The following is a 20,782-nucleotide window of genomic DNA, read 5'->3' on the forward strand; positions in this document are numbered from 1 at the left end:
TTTTTATTTATTGATGTTTATTTTTAATTTATAAATGTTCTAAGTGTTATATAAAATGCTCTTCCAGGACGTTGTACACTAAAGTTATCGAATACTTTTTCGTTAAATATATTGGTCGCTTCGGCAGTAACCGTCCATCTATTTTCTGGGTGAGAAAGAGTAATACCTAAATTTTGAGTAAATTGAGACGGAATAGTATTCTTTAAATCTTTATTGCCATCTACAGCCCAAAATAGATAAAACTCATTTACATAGTTTGCAGACCACCATGCTGAAATATTATTTTTTGTGTGCAAGAAATTTTCTTTGTGGTAGCGTACTTCTGCATTACCAAAAAAATAAGGAATATTAGGTAGTCTTGCATTAAAATAACGATTATCCACAGCTCCCGTAATGTTTTTCGGTGAACGGTTTCGTAAATCTTGATAAGTAGCATTTGCTTTAATATCAAGAAAATCAACCGGACGATAGCGCAGCTCCATATCAACCCCAAGCGTACGTGATTTTAGTAAATTTTGATATTGAGAATAAAATTGAGAGGTGCGTAACCAAATAACATTGTTTGTTCCTCGGTAAAAAAGATTCGTATCCCAATTAACCTTTCTTGTTTTTAGCTGAAAACCTAAATTAAGATTATGACTTTGTTCTGGCTCTAAAAATGGATTGGATTTTATTAAGGTAAAATCTCCAAAAAGCTCCACTTCATCAGGAAGTCTCGTAGCATACTCGTAAGAAGACTTTACTAAAAAAGATTTTGTAAGATGGTAACGAAGCGATTGTGAAAATCCAAAATTTGATGTTTCCTGCTGGTTAGGAACAAACTCAAGGTTTTTTATTTCATACCCATCTGCATCTAACCAAAAATGTTTTGCTGCCGTGTAACTCGTTAAACTCTTTGAAAAACGGTGTTCATAAGCAATTCCTAGAGCATTTTTAAAAAGCTGGGTTGGATTCTTAAAAAAATCTTCTCCATAAAACTCAGCTGCAATTGGGTCTTCCCCTACTCTTCTAAACCAAGCTGTAAAAAGATTCAACGTAAACGTTCCTTTTTCCCAGGGGTGATAGTTTAAATTAACTCGATTTAAAACATTTTGAGAGGTTAATTTTAAAGAATTTCGTGAGGCAGAAATTTCTCCACCATCTGTCCGTTTACGATATATTTTACCATCCCAAGTATAGGCATTCAGGGTAGTATCAATAAAATGTCCTCTGGTACGGTTATAAGCACTATACCATTTCATGTTCATTTTCTTTAAAATATTCTTTTTTTCATATTCTAAAGAAGTCCCAATAGTCGATTCATTATAAGTAGCCTCTCCATAAGGTTGAGCCATAATAGCATTGTGTTGTATATCATCGTCAAGTCCTGAATAACGCACACTAAGAACCAGTCGATCTGCATACTTTTTATCTAAAACTCCTGCATAAACGTTTAAAAGATGGTTAGAATATTTATCGTGAAACCGTTTAACTCTAGCAGGTTCTGGGTTTCCTTGTTCGTTTGGTATTTCAACATCAACTTTATAGCTATTGTTAGAGTGATTAAAAAATGAATTCACCCCAAACATCCATTGATTGTCTGGACTCATTAATTGCGCATTCACGCTCATTTTATGACTATTAAACGATCCTGCTGAATAGGAAACATCTAAATAGTCTGAATATGATTTTCTAGGTATTATATTAACCGCTCCTCCAAGCGCATCTGCTCCTAAATCTACAGGTACTACTCCTTTATAAACTTCAATTTGTTCTATTAAATTTGAAGGCAATACGTTTAACCCTAATCCAGTTCCAAAATATGACAAAGGAATTCCATCTAGAAAAAAGGGCACCGATTTCCCAGTCATCCCATTTACATAGATTTTTGCATCGCTACCAAATCCCCCTGTTTGTCGGACATTTACTCCTGAAATTTGTTTTACAATATCACTTGTATTGATGTTTCTCTCTCGAAACTTTTCCATTTGTAAAACTGACACGTTGGCTGTACTCTCTTTTAGTCTTTGAACTGATGATTTTCCTTCAAGAGTTACCTCGTTTAGCTGATTTTGATGAGGTTTTAATTGAATAGTAAGTTTTATATTCGTTTTTTTACCTGAAACATCTATCGTCTGATAATTTGTTTTAAAACCTACATAAGATATTTTTAAGCTATATTTTCCTTTCGGAATCTTTTTAAATGTAAATTCTCCATCTTCATTGGTTACTGTATTTTTATTAAGTTCTTTTATTTGGAGATGAGATTGAAATAGAGGAATCCCTAAATTGTCAGTTACTACTCCTGAAACTTTTACTGTTTGCGAATGCAAAAAACTACTTGTTAATAGGCTAAAAAATAATATGTATATAATTTTTATTCTTCCTAACTTTTCTAGATATAACATCTCTGATTTAAAATAATTTTTAGTCATTATAACCTTACTTGCTTTATCAATCCTTCTGCTTCCATTTCTTTAAATATCTCTAGTTCTTTTTTTGACAGGCTGTTTTTAGTAAGTAATCCATCGGCTTTATCCCATAATTCTTTTGCTTCAGACGTAAGAGAAAAAGCTTCATCAGTATCTTTTTTCATGAGATAATTAAGTTCTGATGATTTACTAACTAATAATACTTCGTGATTTTTAATTAGGTGTGTAGGTTTCTCTTCTAACAATGGCACTATTTCTCGTTCTTCATTGTAGAGTAAAAAAGTATTACCTGTTGAAATTGAAAGTGCTTTTGTTTCATTTGGACTCATTTCAAAAGCTTCCATTTCCGTTTTCATACAACCTTCAGAGCTAATAAAACACCTCACTATTTTTACGGGTGTTTTCTCATTTGAATGATTGTAAACCATCGCTGTTTTTTCTTCTTTTATTACATTGATTAGCGATACTTTTTCTACCCAAAAATGATCATCTACGTGAGTTTTAGAATATTTTATATTTCCATTATTATGCACCTCAGACACGAGAGTATATTTCCCTAAAGGGGCATTATCAGGAACGTTATATGTAAAATAATAATGGCGACCAGCTTGTATGTTGGTAAGAATTTCTACAAGTTTTTCACGTTTACAAGCTCCTTCTAAATACGCAGCCAACACTAAAAGCGGGGTGTTTTTGTTTAAATATTTTAATTTTTGTGGTACTACTTCCTTGTTTTCATTTTCTTCTGGAAAAGCAACAACATGATTTTCAAAAAGCATTGTTACATTACCATTAGGGTCTTTTACTCCTATTTTTACCAATGGGCATAAATGTTTATCTTTTAAGTGTGCTGTATTAAAATTCCAATGTATAGTAACAGTGGTACCTTGAATGGTTCTTTTGGGAAAAATGCTCATTCTTATTTTTTCAGTTTTTTAATATTTTCTTTGCTGTATTTTTGAGGATATACTTTAAACCATTTTACAATGGTTTCTTCCCCAAAATAATCGTAGGTTGTAGACAACAAAAATTCCAATTTCTTGAGATACTCTTTTTTTGCTTCATCTGGTGCTATTCTCATAGCCTCTCTTCTTTCATCTTTTTCTTTTTTCGTTGCAGGAAGATGATGAAAATAAGGAGTGTTCAAATATTCTTTGCTAAACTTATGATAAAGAGGTGTAAACAATATAAGGTTATGCCACATTTCATCTATAATTAATAAATCATCTGGGATGAAAACTCCCGGAATTTGACTGATATACAAAAACTTTAAAGTTTCCAACAAAATGTCTTCAGCTTCAGTTTCTGTAACATCATACATATCTAAAAATCTAGATATTACATTTTCGTCACTAAAAGTTAGAAGCCTATCTAATTGCTCTTCTGTAACTCTTTTTTCCATATACTTAACTGTTCTTACTTTTAAAAAAAGCGGTAGGATAAATTCCTACCGCCAAAAATTTGGGACTATAAAGTGTTAACACAGTGTCCACAATTACTACAATGTGTAGTTCCAGCTGCTTGCTTAGACTTATCAGCTAAAATTTCTGAGATCATTGATTCTTTGGTTTTCATAATTAAAAATTTTAAAGTTTTGCCTACTCTATTTTTATAAGGTTTTCAGCATCCCCTTTGTTGCAACTTCTTTAATATTATGGTACATAAATCCAATAGAATTCCTAGGCTTTTCAAAATGAGACTTAGTCTTTTGAAAAACTAAAAGATTTCTGTAAAGATTCTTTTGAAATTTAAATTTTAGTAATAACCTATGCTCTAGTATATTTAGGCACTTTTCTCACTTCTTATATTATCTAATGTCTATAACTGTTGTAAAACCCTTAAAACATGTAAAGACATTTAAGTTGCTGTAATATATTCCAGATAAGATAATCCTGCATCTAAATATACTACGAGCCAATCCTTTAAAACAATAAAGAAAATAGGTTATTAAAATAAAAACAAAGTAGTGGTAAGAGTTTTTAAACTTGTATTTTTCCTCTTAAAAAAACTGAGAAGTTACATTCCGTTTATCTTCTTCATCACAAGAATTATGTAAGCCAATATTCTATAATTGCTTAAATACTTGAATAAAAAACATTAATAAAAAGATTAAATGTGTAAATAAAACTCTTACACTAAAGAAGGTGGTGGTCTAGAAAAAAGTTGCCCCGTAGTAATAGTTCCTGAAATAATAAAATTATAATCTTTAATTACTTCTCTTAAAACAACATATTCATTGTTTTCTACTGAAAAATCTAAAGTATCAGGAGTAACTAACGGAGTTAAATCACTTGCAACTGCATGATCACATATCGTACAATGTGATGTATGGTCTTTATCGTCTGTATGAGATAGCACGTGCAACCCGCCTACTTTCATTGATAGAAACAGGACAAGAAATAAATATGCAATGCTATTTTTTAAACGATTACTTTCCATTTGGCAACGAATATAATAAATTAAATTATAAAAACACATAAATATTACTTACTACTTAAAATTTTATTACAAACTCTTGTCGTTAAGCGAACTATATTTATAGAAATTTTTTTTAGTATAAAAGCAACATCGTAGCTATAACAATTTAATTTACTGAAAACAAACCCACTACCCTCCCTCTTATTTTTTCGTTAATAAAAAGGATATAAAAACTATTTTTTCATACGTTGAATATAGTATTTTCGCACCCTTTCTTACAGAAAAAAATCATATTTCAAGGGTACGAGAATAACTATGAACGACGAAAAAAACTGGTTACAATATTATAAAAATAGCTTATCTGACAGTGAAAACTTAGCTATTGACATTAGTAAAATAAAAAACCTTTTTCATCAAAAATCATCCGATTTAAGCAATGCACTTATTAGTTCTAAACAAGCTAATCAATTGTTAGATGTTGAAGAACGAAGAATTAATCGACTAAAAGGAATTACTAAAAAAGACAACCCTAAGTGGTATAAAGTAGAAGAAACTAAAATATTAATTGCTCCTTTTCATTTAGTATATCAAACCGACAATACAAAATTTAAACAACGTACTATTCACCCATTTTGGATTAGTGCTATTGTAAATCGTTCAGGGCAATTATCAGCTCCAAAAGATGGATTTCCTTTAATTGTTCGTAACTATCTAACTCCTATAGCAGATGTTAAGAATGATTTTATCTTTTCTTCTATCGATACCGTTTTAGAAGCAAAAGAGTTAGCTTCTCCTGATTTTGAAAATAGCGAAGACCCCGTGCCTTGGGATGAATACTGGAACTATATTAACGAAGTATTTTCTGCCATAACTTTTAGCAACCTATATCGTTATCAAATAGAACGCTATACCACACAATATGAGCTTACTTATTTTGCTTTAAGTTCTAAAATTTCTACAGCAAAAAGTATTTTATTCCTGTACGAAAACCTACTTAAAAATACAGATGAATTACCTGTACTCTCTAAAATTATAAACCCATATACTAGAAAACGACAAGAAGCCATTACCGATAACGGATTCTTAGTCTACAATCATTTGCATTTAGGGCAAATGTCAAATAAGTTCCCACTTTCGGTTAGTCAGCGAAAAACATTGTTATCGTATTTGGTAGCCGAAGAAAATGCAGTTACCGCTGTAAACGGACCTCCAGGAACTGGAAAAACTACGCTATTGCAAAGCCTGGTTGCTACCGAATTTGTAAAAGCTGCTATTAACGGGGAAGAAGCTCCTATAATTTTAGCCTGCTCAAACAACAACCAAGCAGTAACGAATATCATTGATAGTTTTATCAATTCTGAAAGTACTATGGGAGAATTAGCCAATCGTTGGATTCCTGATTTTAACGGATATGCAACCTATCTCCCTTCCAGTTCAAAAAGTGAGAAAAAACTAGCCAATATCAATTACTTAAAAGGAAATTTATTTGGTCATGAAGGAACACTTTGTGATCTAGAAAATGAAAAATACATTTCAGAAGCAGAATATTACTTTTTAACAAACTATTGTCAGTATTTCAATACCCAAACAAATTCACTTGATGATGTTTGCAATCATCTACAAGAAGAAATTATTGAGATTCAAAATATTTTGGCGGATGGTGTTGATTACTCTAGAAACTATATTAATGCTGTAAACTACATCAACAGCATACTCGTACACGAAGAAGAATTCATCGAAAAAAGTACATTTAAAATCTCCAAACTACAAGAATGGAGAACTGTTTTAAACGATTTAAAAACAGCTACAAAAGACACTGATTTTATTGATAAAGTAAAACACTATTTTATTGATGAAGCTCAGTTTGAATCAAGAAATACTGAACATATTTTTAAGGCTAACGCTGAAACACTATTGGATGCTAAAAAAGCAGCAGTATATATAAAAGAATGTACAAACAATGTAAATCTGCTATTGCAATCACATTTAAGCCTAAAAAATTGGAAGTACGAAAATAACATCAAAGGGTTTCCTTTTGTTTCAGAAGAACAAATGTGGGCGTATGAATATGAAAAAATCAAATCTAACGATGTAACTCAGCGTTTCTTTTATGATGAGTTAGATATTGATTTACGTCATAAAGCATTCTTATTAGCAACCCATTATTGGGAAGCTCGCTGGTTACTAGAAACCAGAGAAATGTTAGAAGATAACACTGAAAAAGGGACAGGTGAATATGCTATAAAAGCAAGATGGAAACGAAGAGCTATGCTTACTCCTTGCTTCGTAGCTACTTTTTATACAGCACCAAGTCACTTTTTATACAGTCAATTTCAAGGAGAAAACGAAAACGGAAAACCTATTTTTGAATATTTACCTTTATTCAACTTTTTAGATTTGTTAATTATTGATGAAGCAGGTCAAGTTACGCCAGAGGTAAGTATTCCTATATTTTCATTAACCCAAAAAGCCTTTGTAGTAGGTGATTTACAACAAATTGAACCTATTTGGTCTATTCCTAAAAAAATTGATCAAGGAAACTTAACAAGCCTTGATATTATTGAAAATCAAAATGATGCACATTTAGACGAATTAGGTTTTTTAGCTTCTAGCGGAAGTATTATGAAAATGGCTCAAAATGCCTGCGAATTTGAAACTCCCCTACCTGCCAAAAAAGAACAAGGGTTGGTTTTATTAGAGCACAGACGATGTAATGATGAAATTATTAGTTTTTGTAACGAATTAGCATATGATGGTATTTTAAAACCTATGAAAGGAAAAGCTAAAGAAAACCAAGCATTTCCATCAATGATGGCATATCATATAGAAGGAGTTAGTGAGCGTAAATACAACAGCCGTCAAAACATTAGCGAAGTAAAAGCTATTATTTCTTGGTTACAGCAAAATAAAGAAACTATCCAAGAAGCCTACAATGTAGACGCTATTGAACCTGTTTTAGGAATTATTACGCCTTTTGCAAGTCAGAAAGGAGAATTATCAAAAGCCTTAACCGATGCTGGTTATAAAGTTAGTAACATTAAACTAGGTACTGTACACGCATTACAAGGTGCAGAACGAAACATTATCTTGTTTAGTTCTGTATATTCTAATGACGATGAAGGAACTCTTTTCTTTGAAAGAGACAACAAACCTAACATGCTTAATGTAGCAGTATCCAGAGCTAAAGAAAGTTTTATTCTTTTTGGTGATACCCGAATATTTGATGAGACCAAAAACACACCTTCAGGAATTTTAAAAAGACACCTGAATATTTATGAAATGGCAAACTAATTACGCTCTTGTACACCAAAAAAAATTACAACTAAAAAAGTGTACAACTGTTGTACACTAAAAAATTTGATAAAATAAAAAGTGTACAGTACTTGTACACCAAAAAAGTTAGCAATTAAAAAAGTGTACAAAAAGCACTTAACTTGCTATTAAACATTTTTAATAACATTTATAAAAATGTTAGTTTTATATTTTAGCAATTAAAAACCAATAAGTAGCAACAAAAAAGGAACGATTAAATCGTTCCTTTTTTTAATATATAAAGCTGTAAACTTATTTTTTAAACTCAGTAATTGTTTTCTTAATAATAGTAATACAGTCTTTTAATTGCTCTTCGTTCATTACTAACGGTGGTGCAAATCGGATAATGTTTCCATGAGTTGGTTTTGCTAACAATCCGTTGTCACGTAATTTCATACAAATATCCCAAGCGGTTGAACTATCTTCAGTATCATTAATTACAACAGCGTTTAATAACCCCTTACCACGTACTAATCTTACTAACTCATTTTCTTTAGCAAACTCAGCCAACTCTTCTCTAAAAATTTTACCTAAACGCTCAGCATTTTCAGCTAACTTTTCATCTCTAACTACCTCTAAAGCTGCCATAGCTACCGCTGCCGCAACAGGGTTTCCTCCAAAAGTAGAACCGTGGTTACCAGGTTTAATAACATTCATAATATCATCGTTTGCTAATACTGCAGATACCGGATATGCTCCTCCACTTAAAGCCTTACCTAAAATTAAAATATCTGGTTGAACATCTTCATGGTTTACCGCTAATAACTTACCTGTACGTGCAATCCCTGTTTGTACTTCATCAGCTATAAATAATACATTATGCTTTTTACATAACGCTTTAGCTGCGGCTAAATATCCTTCAGAAGGCACATATACTCCGGCTTCTCCTTGAATAGGTTCAGCCATGAAGCCAGCAATATTATCGTTGTTTTCTAACGCCTCTTCTAAAGCCTGTAAATTATCATACTCAATTTTGATAAAACCATCAGTAAACGGTCCAAAATTCTTACGAGCTACAGGATCGTTTGAAAAAGAAATAATTGTAGTTGTTCTTCCGTGGAAATTATTCTTACAAACAATAATTTGTGCTTCGTTTTCATCAATTCCTTTTACTTCATACGCCCATTTTCTACAAATTTTTAAAGCAGTTTCTACAGCTTCAGCACCCGTATTCATTGGTAATAATTTATCAAAACCAAAGTATTCAGTAGCAAATTTTTCGTACTTCCCTAACATATCGTTATAAAAAGCACGTGATGTTAATGTTAATATTTGCGCTTGATTTACCATTGCACCAACAATTTTTGGGTGACAATGCCCTTGATTTACTGCAGAATAAGCCGATAAAAAATCATAATATTTTTTCCCTTCAACATCCCATACATATACTCCTTCTCCTTTACTCAATACCACTGGTAATGGATGGTAGTTATGTGCTCCGTATTTGTTTTCTAAGTCAATCGCTTGTTGCGAAGTTAATTGGTCTAAAACAGCCATTTTTCTTAATTTTTTAAAATTTATAAAATAACCATTCCTTATCTACCTTTATCCTTTCGAAAAAGAAGTTTCGAAAATTCAGCGTGGGAAAGAAATCATCCCTAAGTACAAAATTATTAAATTTAAGTGACTTTCTTAGATTTTGAAGTGTCTAAAAACACAAACAACATAACTTTTTTTATGGTTTGCAATAAAACCATAGTTAATCAGTTTTTTTTATCTTTAAAGAAATTAACTAAATATCATTTTATGAAAAAAATCTTATTTTTATTACTGCTTTCAATAGTTGTAATCGGATGTAAATCTACATCTGTAACTAACACTAAACTTGACAACAAAACTGAACGAATGCTTAAAGGTAATTGGGCCATTACTGCTGTAAATTTCCCAGGTTCTAACTACTTAAAAGTAAACTCATTTAATTTAGAAGACTCTAACTGCTTTATTGGTAGTAACTGGAGTTTTGTTTCTAACAACAATAAAGGAGAAATGAGTTTAAACAATCCAAATACAGACTGTAAAAACTTTAGTTCTCCAATTACTTGGTATGTTAATAAAGATGGTAATTTTGTTTTAAAAATTATTAATAACCACAAAGCTAAAGAAGTAAACCAAGGATATATATTAAATATAAAAAATGTTACTGAAACTAGCTTCGATTTAATAGACAAAGTAAACGTTGCTGGCCAAGTAAAAAACATTACCTATTCATTTCAAAGACAATAATTAATAAAACATTATGAAAAAATCAATAATTTATAGTTTATCAATTTTATTTTTAGCTGGTACAATTTTTACTTCATGTAAATCTATACAAAATGCTAACAACACTCAAAAAGGTGCTGCTATTGGTACTGCTGCTGGAGCTGTTATTGGAGCCGTTATTGGTAACAATGTAGGAAGTAAAAACAACTCAGAACTTGGAGCTATTTTAGGTGGTGTTGTAGGTGGTGTTGCCGGTGGTGTAATTGGTAATCAAATGGATAAACAAGCTCGTGAGATTGAAGAAGCTTTACCGGGTGCTGAAGTTGAAAGAGTTGGAGAAGGTATTAAACTTACTTTAGGTGAAAACGCCGTTCGTTTTGCTACTAACAAAGCTACTTTAACAACTACTGCTAAAGCTAACTTAGATAAATTAGTACCTGTTTTTAAAGATTATGGAGATACCAATATTGTAATTTATGGTTATACAGACAGTACTGGTAGAGTTGAATACAACCAAACGCTTTCAGAAAAAAGAGCTAACTCTGTAAGAAGCTACTTAGCTAGTAAAGGAGTAAACAACAGTCGTTTTGAAACTAAAGGACTTGGTGTTAAAGACCCTATAGCTACAAACGATACTGCTGAAGGAAGAAGTAAAAATAGACGTGTAGAGTTTGCGATTGTTGCAAACGAGCAAATGATAAAAGAAGCTAAACAAGAAGCGCGTCAATAAAAAATAACTTTTACAAACTACACCTAAAAAGACTACTCTACAATGAGTGGTCTTTTTTTTATCTTCAAACCATATCTTTTCCTAATTTTGCACACCATAAATCATAGTATAGAATGCCAAGAAGAGAACGAAATAAGTTTGTAAAAAGAGGACAAATCATTGAAATTTTAATTGAAGATTATGCCTTCGGCGGAAAAGGAATAGGAAGAATACGTTCAGAAGAAGGTGTTTTTGTAATTTTTGTTCCTAACACCTTACCAGGACAATTAGTAAAAGCACGTGTAGATAAATCTAAAAAGAAGTATGCAGAGTGTAAATTGATTGATGTTTTAAAACATTCTGATGATGAAGTAACTATTCCTTATCAAGATATTCCTGGAGCACCTTACATTCAATTACCTATAGATTTACAACACAAATACAAACAAGAAAGCACGTTATCTTTATTTAAGCGTATTGGTAAAGTTGAAAACATTGAAGATTTATTTGATGAGTTTATCGCTTCTCCTAATGTATTTCACTATAGAAATAAAATGGAATATGGTTTTTCTGCCATTGGTTACGACCGTGAAAACAAAACCGATGTAGATGAATTTACCTTAGGTTTTAAACGTCGCGGTGTTTGGTGGATGGGCGATAACCTTGAAAAAGATTCTGGTTTATTTGACAAACAAGTTGAAGACAACATCAAAAACATTAGAGAGTATTGTAAAAAAACTGGTTTAGCACCTTGGCACGGACCTAAAAAAGAAGGTTTCTTTAGGTATTTTGTGGTAAGAAAATCATACAAAACCAACGAATTGTTATTCAACTTAGTAACCACTTCTCACGATTTACCTAAATTTGATTTAAAAGAGTTTGCTAACTATTTAGTAGGGTTATTTGGTGATAGAGTGGCTGGTTTATTACATACTATTAACGATGAAACTGGTGATAGAACCATAGCTACCTCAGGAAGCATTAAATTAGTATATGGAAAAGATAAAATTGTTGAAGAGTTATTAGGCTTAAATTTTGAAATTAGCATGAAAAGCTTTTTTCAAACCAATCCTAAATCTGCCGAAAAACTATATACCAAAGTAGTTGATTATGCGTTAGAAAACAAAGAAGCTATAGATAATACTGTGGTAATGGATTTATTCTGTGGAACGGGAACTATTGGTCAAATTATCGCTTCAAAATCGAATAACACTAAAATTGTTGGTGTAGATATTGTAGTTTCTGCTGTTGAAGATGCTAAGAAAAATGCAGAACGTAACAATATTGAAGGTTTACAATTTTATGCTGCTGATGTAGGAAAGTTCTTAAACGAACACCCGCAGTATAAAAATAAGATAAGAACCATTATTTTGGATCCAGCTCGTGCGGGTATTGCACCAAAAACGCTTAAGAAAATCATAAACTTAAATGCAGATAGAATGGTTTATGTATCTTGTAACCCAGCTACACAAGCTCGTGACACTGAAGAGTTGATGAAAAACGGATATCAATTAAAAAAGATTAGTTTAGTTGATCAATTTCCACATACATCACATATAGAAACGGTGGTTTTGTTTGAGAAGTAATATGATTGAGTTGATTCGTTTAATTGTTTAAAGGTTTATTTACTATGAAAATTTATTCTTTTGAAAAATTAGAAGTTTGGAGAGAAAGTGTTTCTTTAACCAAAGATATTTATAATTTAACTAATGACTTTCCTTCGAATGAACAATTTGGATTAATTTCTCAACTAAGAAGAGCTACAGTTTCTATTGCTTCCAATTTAGCAGAAGGAACATCAAGAATAAGTAATAAAGATAAAGCACGTTTTATTACTATTTCTTATAGTTCAGCAATGGAAGTGTTAAATCAACTCATAATCTCAAGAGAACTAAACTATATTTCTGAAAAAGATTATATTTTAGTCAGAAAAAAGCTAGAAAAGATAACCAATATGTTAAACGCATTAAAAAAATCTCAACTTAACGCATAAACAACTAAACAGATAAACAATTATATGAAAAAATACATTGCTCTATTCATATTCCTAGCAGGTTTAACTGCCTGTGAAAAAGATGATTTCTGTACACAAAACCCTGTAACACCTAACTTAGTACTCCGTTTTTATAACAAAGATGAAAACAACGAATTAAAAAAAGTTGAACGTTTATCTGTCATTGCTGAAGGAAAAACCGATAGTCTTTTTACAAATATGACTAATGATAGTATTGCTATTCCTTTAAACAGCCTATCTCAAAAAACAGTCTATACACTAAAAATGAATGATGTAGATGGCAATGTAACTAATAACCAAACGGCTACACTTACTATTGAGTACAATCCTAAGGAAGACTTTGTGTCTCGCTCATGTGGTTTCAGAATTATTTATGAAAATGTAACTTTAAGTAATACAGGTTGGATAAACAGTTTATCAACTACAGAAATTCCATTAATCGATAATCAAGCTAGCGCTCATGTACAAGTATTTCATTAGTTTATGTTTCGTTTTTGTATTTGTGAACGGATACTCACAAATAAATACATCTAAAGAAGAAACCAAAGAAAAAAAAGATACCGTTACATATAAAACAGGATATGGCTTACGTATTGGATTAGACATTAGTAAACCTGGTCTTGCTATTATTGACAAAAGTTATAGCGGACTTGAATTAGTAGGTGATTATAGAGTATCAAAAAAATGGTACATCGCCACTGAATTAGGTTTTGAAGATGAAACCACTTATGAAGACTTTTCTTCTTCTAGTTCAAAAGGAAGTTATATTAGACTTGGAGCAAATTACAACGCTTACGAGAATTGGTTAGACATGAATAACGAAATTTATGTTGGTATGCGTTACGGTTTTGCCATCTTTGACCACACGTTAAACAGCTATCAACCTAATGTATCTTCAGGTACTGAAAACATTCCTCCTTACTTTCCTTCAACCCCTGTAACAACACCTATATCTGATAGTGGACTTACCGCTCATTGGACTGAATTTCAACTAGGTATAAAAGCCGAAACTTTTAAAAACTTGTTTATAGGTTTTAGTTTTTCGTATAAAATCATGCTAAGTGTTGACGACCAAGAAGGCTTTAAAACTCTTTATACACCCGGTTTTAATCGTGTTTTTGAAAGTAGTACAGGATTCGGATTTAATTATACAATATCGTACTTAATCCCTTTTGTTAATAAATAAATTATCAGCATACGCTTGATTTCACTAACTTTACTGCCTGAATAATAAAACTTATTAACAATGAATAAAATTCCAAGCGTAAACTTAGCAGATTTTTTATCGGACGATGCTGAAAGAAAACAAAAATTCATCAATGAAATTGGTGACGCTTACGAGAATATAGGATTTGTAGCATTAAAAGGGCACTTTTTAGACGATGAACTAGTAGGCAACTTATATGCTGAAATCAAAAAGTTTTTTGATTTACCTACAGATGTAAAAGAGAAGTATGAAATTCCAGGTATTGGTGGTCAAAGAGGATATGTTTCATTTGGTAAAGAAAGTGCAAAAGGAAAAAAAGAAGGAGACTTAAAAGAGTTTTGGCATTTTGGTCAGTATGTTGATGCTGACTCAAAATACGCAAAAGAATATCCTGAAAATGTAGAAGTTGAAGAACTTCCTAGCTTTAACAAAGTTGGTAAAGAAGCTTACCAAATGTTAGAAAAAACTGCAAAATACGTTTTACGCTCGTTAGCATTACACTTAGGGTTAGAAGAAACTTATTTTGATAATTACATTAAAAAAGGAAATAGTATTTTACGTCCAATTCACTACCCTCCTATCACTACCGAACCTAAAGGAGCCGTAAGAGCTGCCGCACATGGTGACATTAATTTAATTACTTTGTTAATGGGAGCTCAAGGAAAAGGGCTACAAGTTCAAAACCATAAAGGTGAATGGATTGATGCTATAGCTGAAGATGATGAATTAATGATTAATGTAGGTGATATGCTATCGCGTCATAGTAACAACAAGTTGAAATCAACAATTCACCGTGTAACCAACCCTCCTAAAGAATTATGGGGAACATCTCGTTATTCAATTCCATTTTTCATGCATCCTGTTTCTGATATGAAATTAGATGTTTTAGAAAACTGTATTGATGAAAACAACCCAAAACAGTTTGAAGATATTACTGCTGGTGAGTTTTTAGATGAGCGTTTACGCGAATTAGGATTGAAAAAATAAATCTAATGGATTTACAAGATCAATTAAAAAACCTATTCCCAGAGCATCAGTTTGAAGAAAAACCTGAAGAGAAAAAACCTGATGTCTGGCTACAAGAAGAACCAATTCTTTGTAAGTATGAAAAACGAAAAGGGAAGCCAGTTACCATTATAGATGGGTATAATGGAGCTACTCAAGATTTTAAAAAGCTTGCTAAAGAAATTAAAACTAAACTGAGTGTTGGCGGTAGTTTTAAAGACGATAAAATCATAATTCAAGGGGATTATAGAGATACTATAATGCAACTTTTAAAAGATAAAGGATTCAACGTAAAACGCGTTGGTGGATAAGTAAAAATGTCGAGAATTTTATTCTTCGACATTTTTTTTATATTTACATCTTTTGTAAAGCATTAAATATCAACCAATAAATAATAACGTATAAAATAAACCGTTTATTTTATATAAATAAAGAAATCAACCAATTCCCTAAAACCATGAAACATTCTTTATTACACATAACTAATGGAGACGTCACAACTCAAAGACTTCAAAAATTAAACATTGAAGGTGATATTATTACGTGGCGCGAAATGTTATGTGAAGGAAAAACATCAGTAGACGTAGGTAGTGAAGACTTTTGGAAAACCCGCTTTGACTTTTTAAAAACTACCTATAAAGTTACCAAAAAGAAGTTTATAGATTATACCCTTAAAGAATACCGCAACCTTTGTAACCAAAAACAACAAGACGAAATTGTTTTATGGTTTGAATACGATTTATTTTGTCAAGTAAATATGTTAGCAGTAATAAGCTGGCTAAAAAGATACCGTAAAAACCACAAAATATCTTTAATTACAAGTGGTAAAATAGATAACCCTAAAAAACTATATGGTTTAGGTGAATTATCTGACACCCAATTAATAGAGCATTTTAATAAAAAAATAGAGCTTTCTCAAGATGACATAGAGTATGCTGACTATATATGGCAACTATATTGCTCAGACAGCCCGTTACCTCTTGAAAATGCACATAAATTTAATCCAGAATCACCATTTGTATATCTCGAAAACGCTATAAAAGCACATTTACTTCGTTTTCCTTCTATTGAAAATGGATTAAATCATATTGAAAATAATATTTTAAAAGTAGCTAACGAACATACATTTGCTAACCAAGATGAACTTTTAACTAACCTTTTAACTTATCAAGAAAACTACGGATTTGGTGATATTCAATACATTAACAAACTTGAAAGTCTTAAAAAGTTATTTACCTCATTTGATCCTGTAAAACTTAGTAAAACAGGTAAAAAAGTGTTGCAAAACCAAACTAACTATTATGCAAAAATTCGTTCTGATTTTTCGTATCTTGGTGGCGCAAAAAAATACAGCTATCTCTATGTAAACTCTACTGATAAGCTGTTAAAAATTACATCGTAAATGAGTATACAACATTCTGAACTCATCTTAAATCCAGATGGTAGTATTTACCACTTGAACTTAAGACCTGAACACATTGCTACAAATATCATTTTTGTTGGAGACCAATATCGTGTCGACAAAGTCACCAAACACTTTGATACTATAGAGTTTAGCACCCAAAAAAGAGAGTTTAAAACCACTACTGGTACCTATAAAGGAAAAAGGATTTCTGTAATTTCTACGGGAATAGGTCCTGATAATATTGATATTGTTTTAAACGAGTTAGACGCATTAGTTAATATCGACTTAAACACACGTCAAGCTAAAGAAAAACATACATCGTTAAATATTACCAGAATTGGAACTTCAGGTTCTTTGCATGCAGACATTCCTGTTGATAGCTTTTTATTAAGTTCTCACGCATTGGATTTAAATGGTATGTTACAATCTTATCAAGTAGATGAAATTTCACATCCTGATATTGAAGAAGCTTTTATAAAACACACTAATTGGAGTACAAAAAAATCATATCCATTAATTATAGCTAACGGAAAATATTTAGAAGACAAATTATTATCTGATAAGTTATACAAAGGAATTACTGCTACTGCTGGTGGATTTTACGGACCTCAAGGACGTGTTTTGCGCTTGCCTTTACAAGACCCCGATTTAAATAAAAAAATAGATAGTTTTAACTATAACAACAATCGAATTACCAACCTAGAAATGGAAACATCTGCCATTTATGGGTTAGCTAAACTACTAGGTCACAATGCTGCTTCAATGAATGCTATTATTGCTAATAGAGCCAACGGAACATTTAGTGAAGATCCATACAAAGTAGTAAATGATTTGATTGAATATACTCTTGACAAATTAGTTGAATAAATGCTGAAATTAAAAATAGGTGGTGTTCCAGAACACTTTAATTATCCATGGTATATCACTTTAAAAAATAAAGAATATACCAAAGAAGGAATCAACTTACGCTGGAAAGATTATCCTGGAGGTACTGGAGCTATGACAAAAGCTTTACGCTCTGGTGAAGTTGATATTGCCTTAGTACTTACTGAAGGAATTATAAAGGATATTATTAACGGAAATCCGTCAAAAATTACACAAACCTTTGTAAAAAGCCCTCTTGTTTGGGGAATCCATGTAGCTGCCAATTCTAAATTTAAAACAATTGATGATTTAGAGAACGCTACAGTAGCCATTAGTCGTTTTGGTTCTGGCTCTCAACTTATGGCAATTGTAAATGCTCATAACAATGGTTGGGACATTAACAAATTACAGTTTAAAGTGGTTGACGACTTACAAGGAGGAATTGATGCTTTAACTAACGGAGAAGCTGATTATTTTATGTGGGAACACTTTACCACTAAACCATTGGTTGATAACGGTACTTTTAGAAGAGTTGGTAACTGTCCTACTCCATGGCCTTGTTTTGTTATTGCTGTTCGTGATGAAATATTAGAAAATCATTTTGAAGAAGTAAAAAAAGTGCACAACATTATTAATAATTGTACACAAGATTTTAAAGACTTTGATAATATTGATGAAATTCTTGCCAACAGATATGAACAACAAATAGAAGATATTCAAGAATGGTTATCTATTACTGAATGGAACGACGGCGAAGCTATTTCTGAAAATTTAATTACGGACATACAAAATAAAATGGTAGAGTTCAACGTTATTGAAAAGAAGGAAAATTCTGGTGACTTAATCAGAAATATGTATATTTGATTTTTATAAAACTAAAAATAATGAAAAAAGTAGTATTTATTGCAATTTGTACTGTTAGTTTATTAGGTTTTTCTTCTTGCGGAAGTACTAGTCCTTGTGGATTAGCAAAAACTAATAAAAACAAACAAAAACAACATCAACAACAAGAGGTAGTAGTTGCAGATGCGACTGAAATAGCAATCGCTGAATAAGTTGATGTTTCTTTATTCAAATTCAATAAATCCGCTTTTTTAGGCGGATTTTTTTATTTTGACTTTTCTTATAACAAAAAATCCTTTTCTAAAATAGAAAAGGATTTGAGCTTATCTTATACGTGTTAATTCTTTACTTTGCTATAATTTCTCCTAACAGAGCACCTTTTTCAAAGGCAAACACCATTACTAATAATAACATGATTCCTACACATGTAATAACGTAATATTTTGTTTTATTCTCTTTTTTCATAATATAATTTAGTTTTAATGATTAATTTTTCTTTTTTAACATTGGCACAAACCTAAAATCTCCCAATTCGTGTTTTTCAAATTCTTTTGGTGATTTCCTTATAAAAAGTGTCATTACTTGCTCTTGATCCCCCACAGGAATCAACAACCTACCTCCTACTTTAATTTGTGCTAACAATGCTTTAGGTACATACGGTGCTCCCGCTGTAACAATAATTTTGTCAAAAGGAGCTTCTTCTAGTAATCCTTTGTAACCATCACCAAAAATAAACCTTTTTGGCTTATATCCAAGTCTTGGCAAAAACATTGAAGTTTTTTTAAATAACTCATGTTGTCTTTCTATTGAATACACCTCTGCATTCAATTCTAATAATACTGCCGTTTGGTATCCAGAACCAGTTCCTATTTCTAATACTTTTTCTTCTGGCTTTACTTCTAATACTTGTGATTGAAAAGCCACTGTATATGGCTGAGAAATTGTTTGTTCAGCAGCAATAGGAAATGCTTTGTCTTGATACGCATGCGCTTCAAAACTACTATCCATAAACAAATGTCTTGGAATTTTTCTGATAGCTTTTAATACTTTTTCGTCATTAATTCCTTTTGCTTCTAAAACGTTTGCTAATTGATTTCTAAGTCCTTGATGTTTGGTTGTGTCCTTCATTCTTACATTACTCTACCAATAGGTATTACTAGCTAAATTACTATAAAACCTATAATTTCTTATTTAAAATACCCATTATGGGGCTCACTAATTATAAAATTTCGGCAGGATAAAAGTAGTAATAAATCTGTATAAAAGTGTATCTTTGTTTGCGTTGATTTTTTGTAGAAATGAATTCTTTTTCAACAAACCAATCAAATAACTAATAATCTTTCACTTATGTTAAAAGCTGGAGTTTTAGGCGCAGGTCACTTAGGAAAAATCCATTTGCGTTTGTTACAACAATCAGAAAAATACGAATTAGTAGGGTTTTACGATCCTTTTACAGAAAATGCACAAAAAATAGCTGATGAGCTTGGTTATAAACTATTCGATTCAGTAGAAGCATTAATTGATGCTGTTGAAGTAGTTGATATTGTTACTCCTACTCTTTCTCACTTTGATTGTGCTAAGCAAGCCATTGAAAAAGGGAAGCATATTTTTATTGAAAAGCCTATTACTAATACAGTGCTAGAGGCTGAAGCTATAAGAACCTTAGCTAGTCAATACCATGTTCGTGGTCAAGTTGGGCATGTAGAGCGTTTTAATCCTGCTTTTATGGCTGTAAAAGACTTGATTGACACTCCTATGTTTATTGAAACACACCGTTTAGCTGAATTTAACCCTAGAGGAACCGATGTTCCTGTAGTTTTAGATTTAATGATTCATGATATTGATATTATTTTATCGGTAGTAGATTCAAAAGTAAAGAGTGTTCATGCAAGTGGAGTATCCGTAATTTCAGAAACTCCTGATATTGCCAATGCTCGTATTGAATTTGAAAACGGATGTGTTGCCAACCTAACAGCTAGTAGAATTTCGATGAAAAACATGCGTAAAAGTCGTTTTTTTCAAAAAGATGCGTATATCTCAGTAAACTTTTTAGAAAAACAATCGGAAATTGTTAGAATGAAAGATGTACCAGAAAAACCTGATGAATTTGCTATGATTTTACAAAATGCTGAGGGAGTTAAAAAGCAAATTTATTATGACAACCCTGAAGTAGTTGCCAACAATGCTATTTTAGATGAATTAGATTCGTTTGCTGATGCTATTAAGAATAACACTACTCCTATTGTTTCGTTACGTCAGGGTACTGAAGCTTTACGTGTAGCGCATCAAATTATAGACTGTTTTTAACGTATAAAGTAAATAAGTAATAACCGCGTTAGGGATTGCAGTGAAAATCCTTTTTTGTTATTCTGAATGAATCGAAGAATACAAC

Annotated in this window: 20 protein-coding genes; 14 read left to right on the forward strand and 6 right to left on the reverse strand. The window is 31.5% G+C overall.

Translation table 11 applies throughout. The features are described from left to right. Positions 1–23: 23 nt before the first annotated feature. From Q4517_RS05980 to Q4517_RS05995, 4 genes are all read right to left on the reverse strand, one after another. A complete protein-coding gene (locus Q4517_RS05980) occupies positions 24–2,414 on the reverse strand; it encodes a TonB-dependent receptor (protein WP_303507347.1) in 2,391 nt (796 codons plus the stop codon). Next, positions 2,414–3,328, reverse strand: coding sequence for a hypothetical protein (locus tag Q4517_RS05985; protein ID WP_303507350.1), 915 nt, complete (start codon positions 3,326–3,328; stop codon positions 2,414–2,416). The genes Q4517_RS05980 and Q4517_RS05985 overlap by 1 nt, the downstream gene beginning before the upstream one ends. A 2-nt stretch (positions 3,329–3,330) precedes the next feature. After that, positions 3,331–3,813, reverse strand: a complete 483-nt coding sequence (locus Q4517_RS05990; protein ID WP_303507353.1) for a hypothetical protein — start codon at positions 3,811–3,813, stop codon at positions 3,331–3,333. Positions 3,814–4,541: 728 nt separating this feature from the next. Beyond that, positions 4,542–4,850 (reverse strand): hypothetical protein, encoded by a 309-nt coding sequence (locus Q4517_RS05995; protein ID WP_303507356.1) that lies wholly within the window; start codon positions 4,848–4,850, stop codon positions 4,542–4,544. Positions 4,851–5,144: 294 nt separating this feature from the next. Here Q4517_RS05995 and Q4517_RS06000 point away from each other — a divergent pair, with 294 nt between their 5' ends. Then, positions 5,145–8,120 (forward strand): ATP-binding protein, encoded by a 2,976-nt coding sequence (locus Q4517_RS06000; RefSeq protein WP_303507358.1) that lies wholly within the window; start codon positions 5,145–5,147, stop codon positions 8,118–8,120. A gap of 273 nt (positions 8,121–8,393) precedes the next feature. Here the strand turns inward: Q4517_RS06000 and rocD are convergent, their stop codons facing one another. Then, positions 8,394–9,638, reverse strand: a complete 1,245-nt coding sequence (rocD, locus tag Q4517_RS06005) for an ornithine--oxo-acid transaminase (protein ID WP_303507360.1) — start codon at positions 9,636–9,638, stop codon at positions 8,394–8,396. A gap of 249 nt (positions 9,639–9,887) precedes the next feature. On the opposite strand from rocD, the gene Q4517_RS06010 reads away from it, so the two are divergent. The 12 genes from Q4517_RS06010 to Q4517_RS06065 all read left to right on the forward strand — a co-directional run bounded on the left by Q4517_RS06010 (position 9,888) and on the right by Q4517_RS06065 (position 18,602). Beyond that, a complete protein-coding gene (locus Q4517_RS06010) occupies positions 9,888–10,364 on the forward strand; it encodes a lipocalin family protein (protein ID WP_303507363.1) in 477 nt (158 codons plus the stop codon). Between the two features lie 13 nt (positions 10,365–10,377). Next, positions 10,378–11,073: an OmpA family protein gene (locus Q4517_RS06015; protein WP_303507366.1), complete on the forward strand. Its 696-nt coding sequence runs from the start codon at positions 10,378–10,380 to the stop codon at positions 11,071–11,073. 113 nt (positions 11,074–11,186) lie between these two features. Continuing rightward, entirely contained in the window at positions 11,187–12,638 is a 1,452-nt protein-coding gene (gene rlmD, locus Q4517_RS06020) for a 23S rRNA (uracil(1939)-C(5))-methyltransferase RlmD (RefSeq protein WP_303507368.1), read from the forward strand. A gap of 44 nt (positions 12,639–12,682) precedes the next feature. Then, on the forward strand, positions 12,683–13,045 hold the full coding sequence (locus Q4517_RS06025; RefSeq protein WP_303507371.1) for a four helix bundle protein: 363 nt from the start codon (positions 12,683–12,685) through the stop codon (positions 13,043–13,045). Positions 13,046–13,069: 24 nt separating this feature from the next. Further along, positions 13,070–13,546: a DUF6452 family protein gene (locus Q4517_RS06030; protein ID WP_303507373.1), complete on the forward strand. Its 477-nt coding sequence runs from the start codon at positions 13,070–13,072 to the stop codon at positions 13,544–13,546. A 22-nt stretch (positions 13,547–13,568) separates the two neighbouring features. Further along, entirely contained in the window at positions 13,569–14,252 is a 684-nt protein-coding gene (locus Q4517_RS06035) for a DUF6048 family protein (protein WP_303507375.1), read from the forward strand. Positions 14,253–14,312: 60 nt separating this feature from the next. Further along, entirely contained in the window at positions 14,313–15,260 is a 948-nt protein-coding gene (locus Q4517_RS06040) for an isopenicillin N synthase family oxygenase (protein WP_303507377.1), read from the forward strand. A 5-nt stretch (positions 15,261–15,265) separates the two neighbouring features. Beyond that, positions 15,266–15,589: a translation initiation factor gene (locus Q4517_RS06045; RefSeq protein WP_303507380.1), complete on the forward strand. Its 324-nt coding sequence runs from the start codon at positions 15,266–15,268 to the stop codon at positions 15,587–15,589. A gap of 146 nt (positions 15,590–15,735) precedes the next feature. Next, complete coding sequence (locus Q4517_RS06050) at positions 15,736–16,680, forward strand: DUF1835 domain-containing protein (protein ID WP_303507382.1); 945 nt, start codon at positions 15,736–15,738, stop codon at positions 16,678–16,680. Then, a complete protein-coding gene (locus Q4517_RS06055; RefSeq protein WP_303507384.1) occupies positions 16,681–17,550 on the forward strand; it encodes a nucleoside phosphorylase in 870 nt (289 codons plus the stop codon). Continuing rightward, entirely contained in the window at positions 17,551–18,411 is an 861-nt protein-coding gene (locus tag Q4517_RS06060) for a substrate-binding domain-containing protein (protein ID WP_303507386.1), read from the forward strand. Between the two features lie 20 nt (positions 18,412–18,431). Further along, positions 18,432–18,602: a hypothetical protein gene (locus Q4517_RS06065; protein WP_303507388.1), complete on the forward strand. Its 171-nt coding sequence runs from the start codon at positions 18,432–18,434 to the stop codon at positions 18,600–18,602. A gap of 274 nt (positions 18,603–18,876) precedes the next feature. On the opposite strand, the gene Q4517_RS06070 is transcribed toward Q4517_RS06065, so the two are convergent. Beyond that, positions 18,877–19,518, reverse strand: coding sequence for a protein-L-isoaspartate(D-aspartate) O-methyltransferase (locus Q4517_RS06070; protein ID WP_303507391.1), 642 nt, complete (start codon positions 19,516–19,518; stop codon positions 18,877–18,879). A gap of 219 nt (positions 19,519–19,737) precedes the next feature. Between Q4517_RS06070 and Q4517_RS06075 the strand changes: the two genes are divergently transcribed. Further along, positions 19,738–20,697: a Gfo/Idh/MocA family protein gene (locus Q4517_RS06075; protein WP_303507393.1), complete on the forward strand. Its 960-nt coding sequence runs from the start codon at positions 19,738–19,740 to the stop codon at positions 20,695–20,697. The last annotated feature ends 85 nt before the right edge of the window (positions 20,698–20,782 follow it).

The sequence above is a fragment of the Tenacibaculum sp. 1_MG-2023 genome (assembly GCF_030547425.1).
In the GTDB taxonomy this organism is placed as follows: Bacteria; Bacteroidota; Bacteroidia; order Flavobacteriales; family Flavobacteriaceae; genus Polaribacter.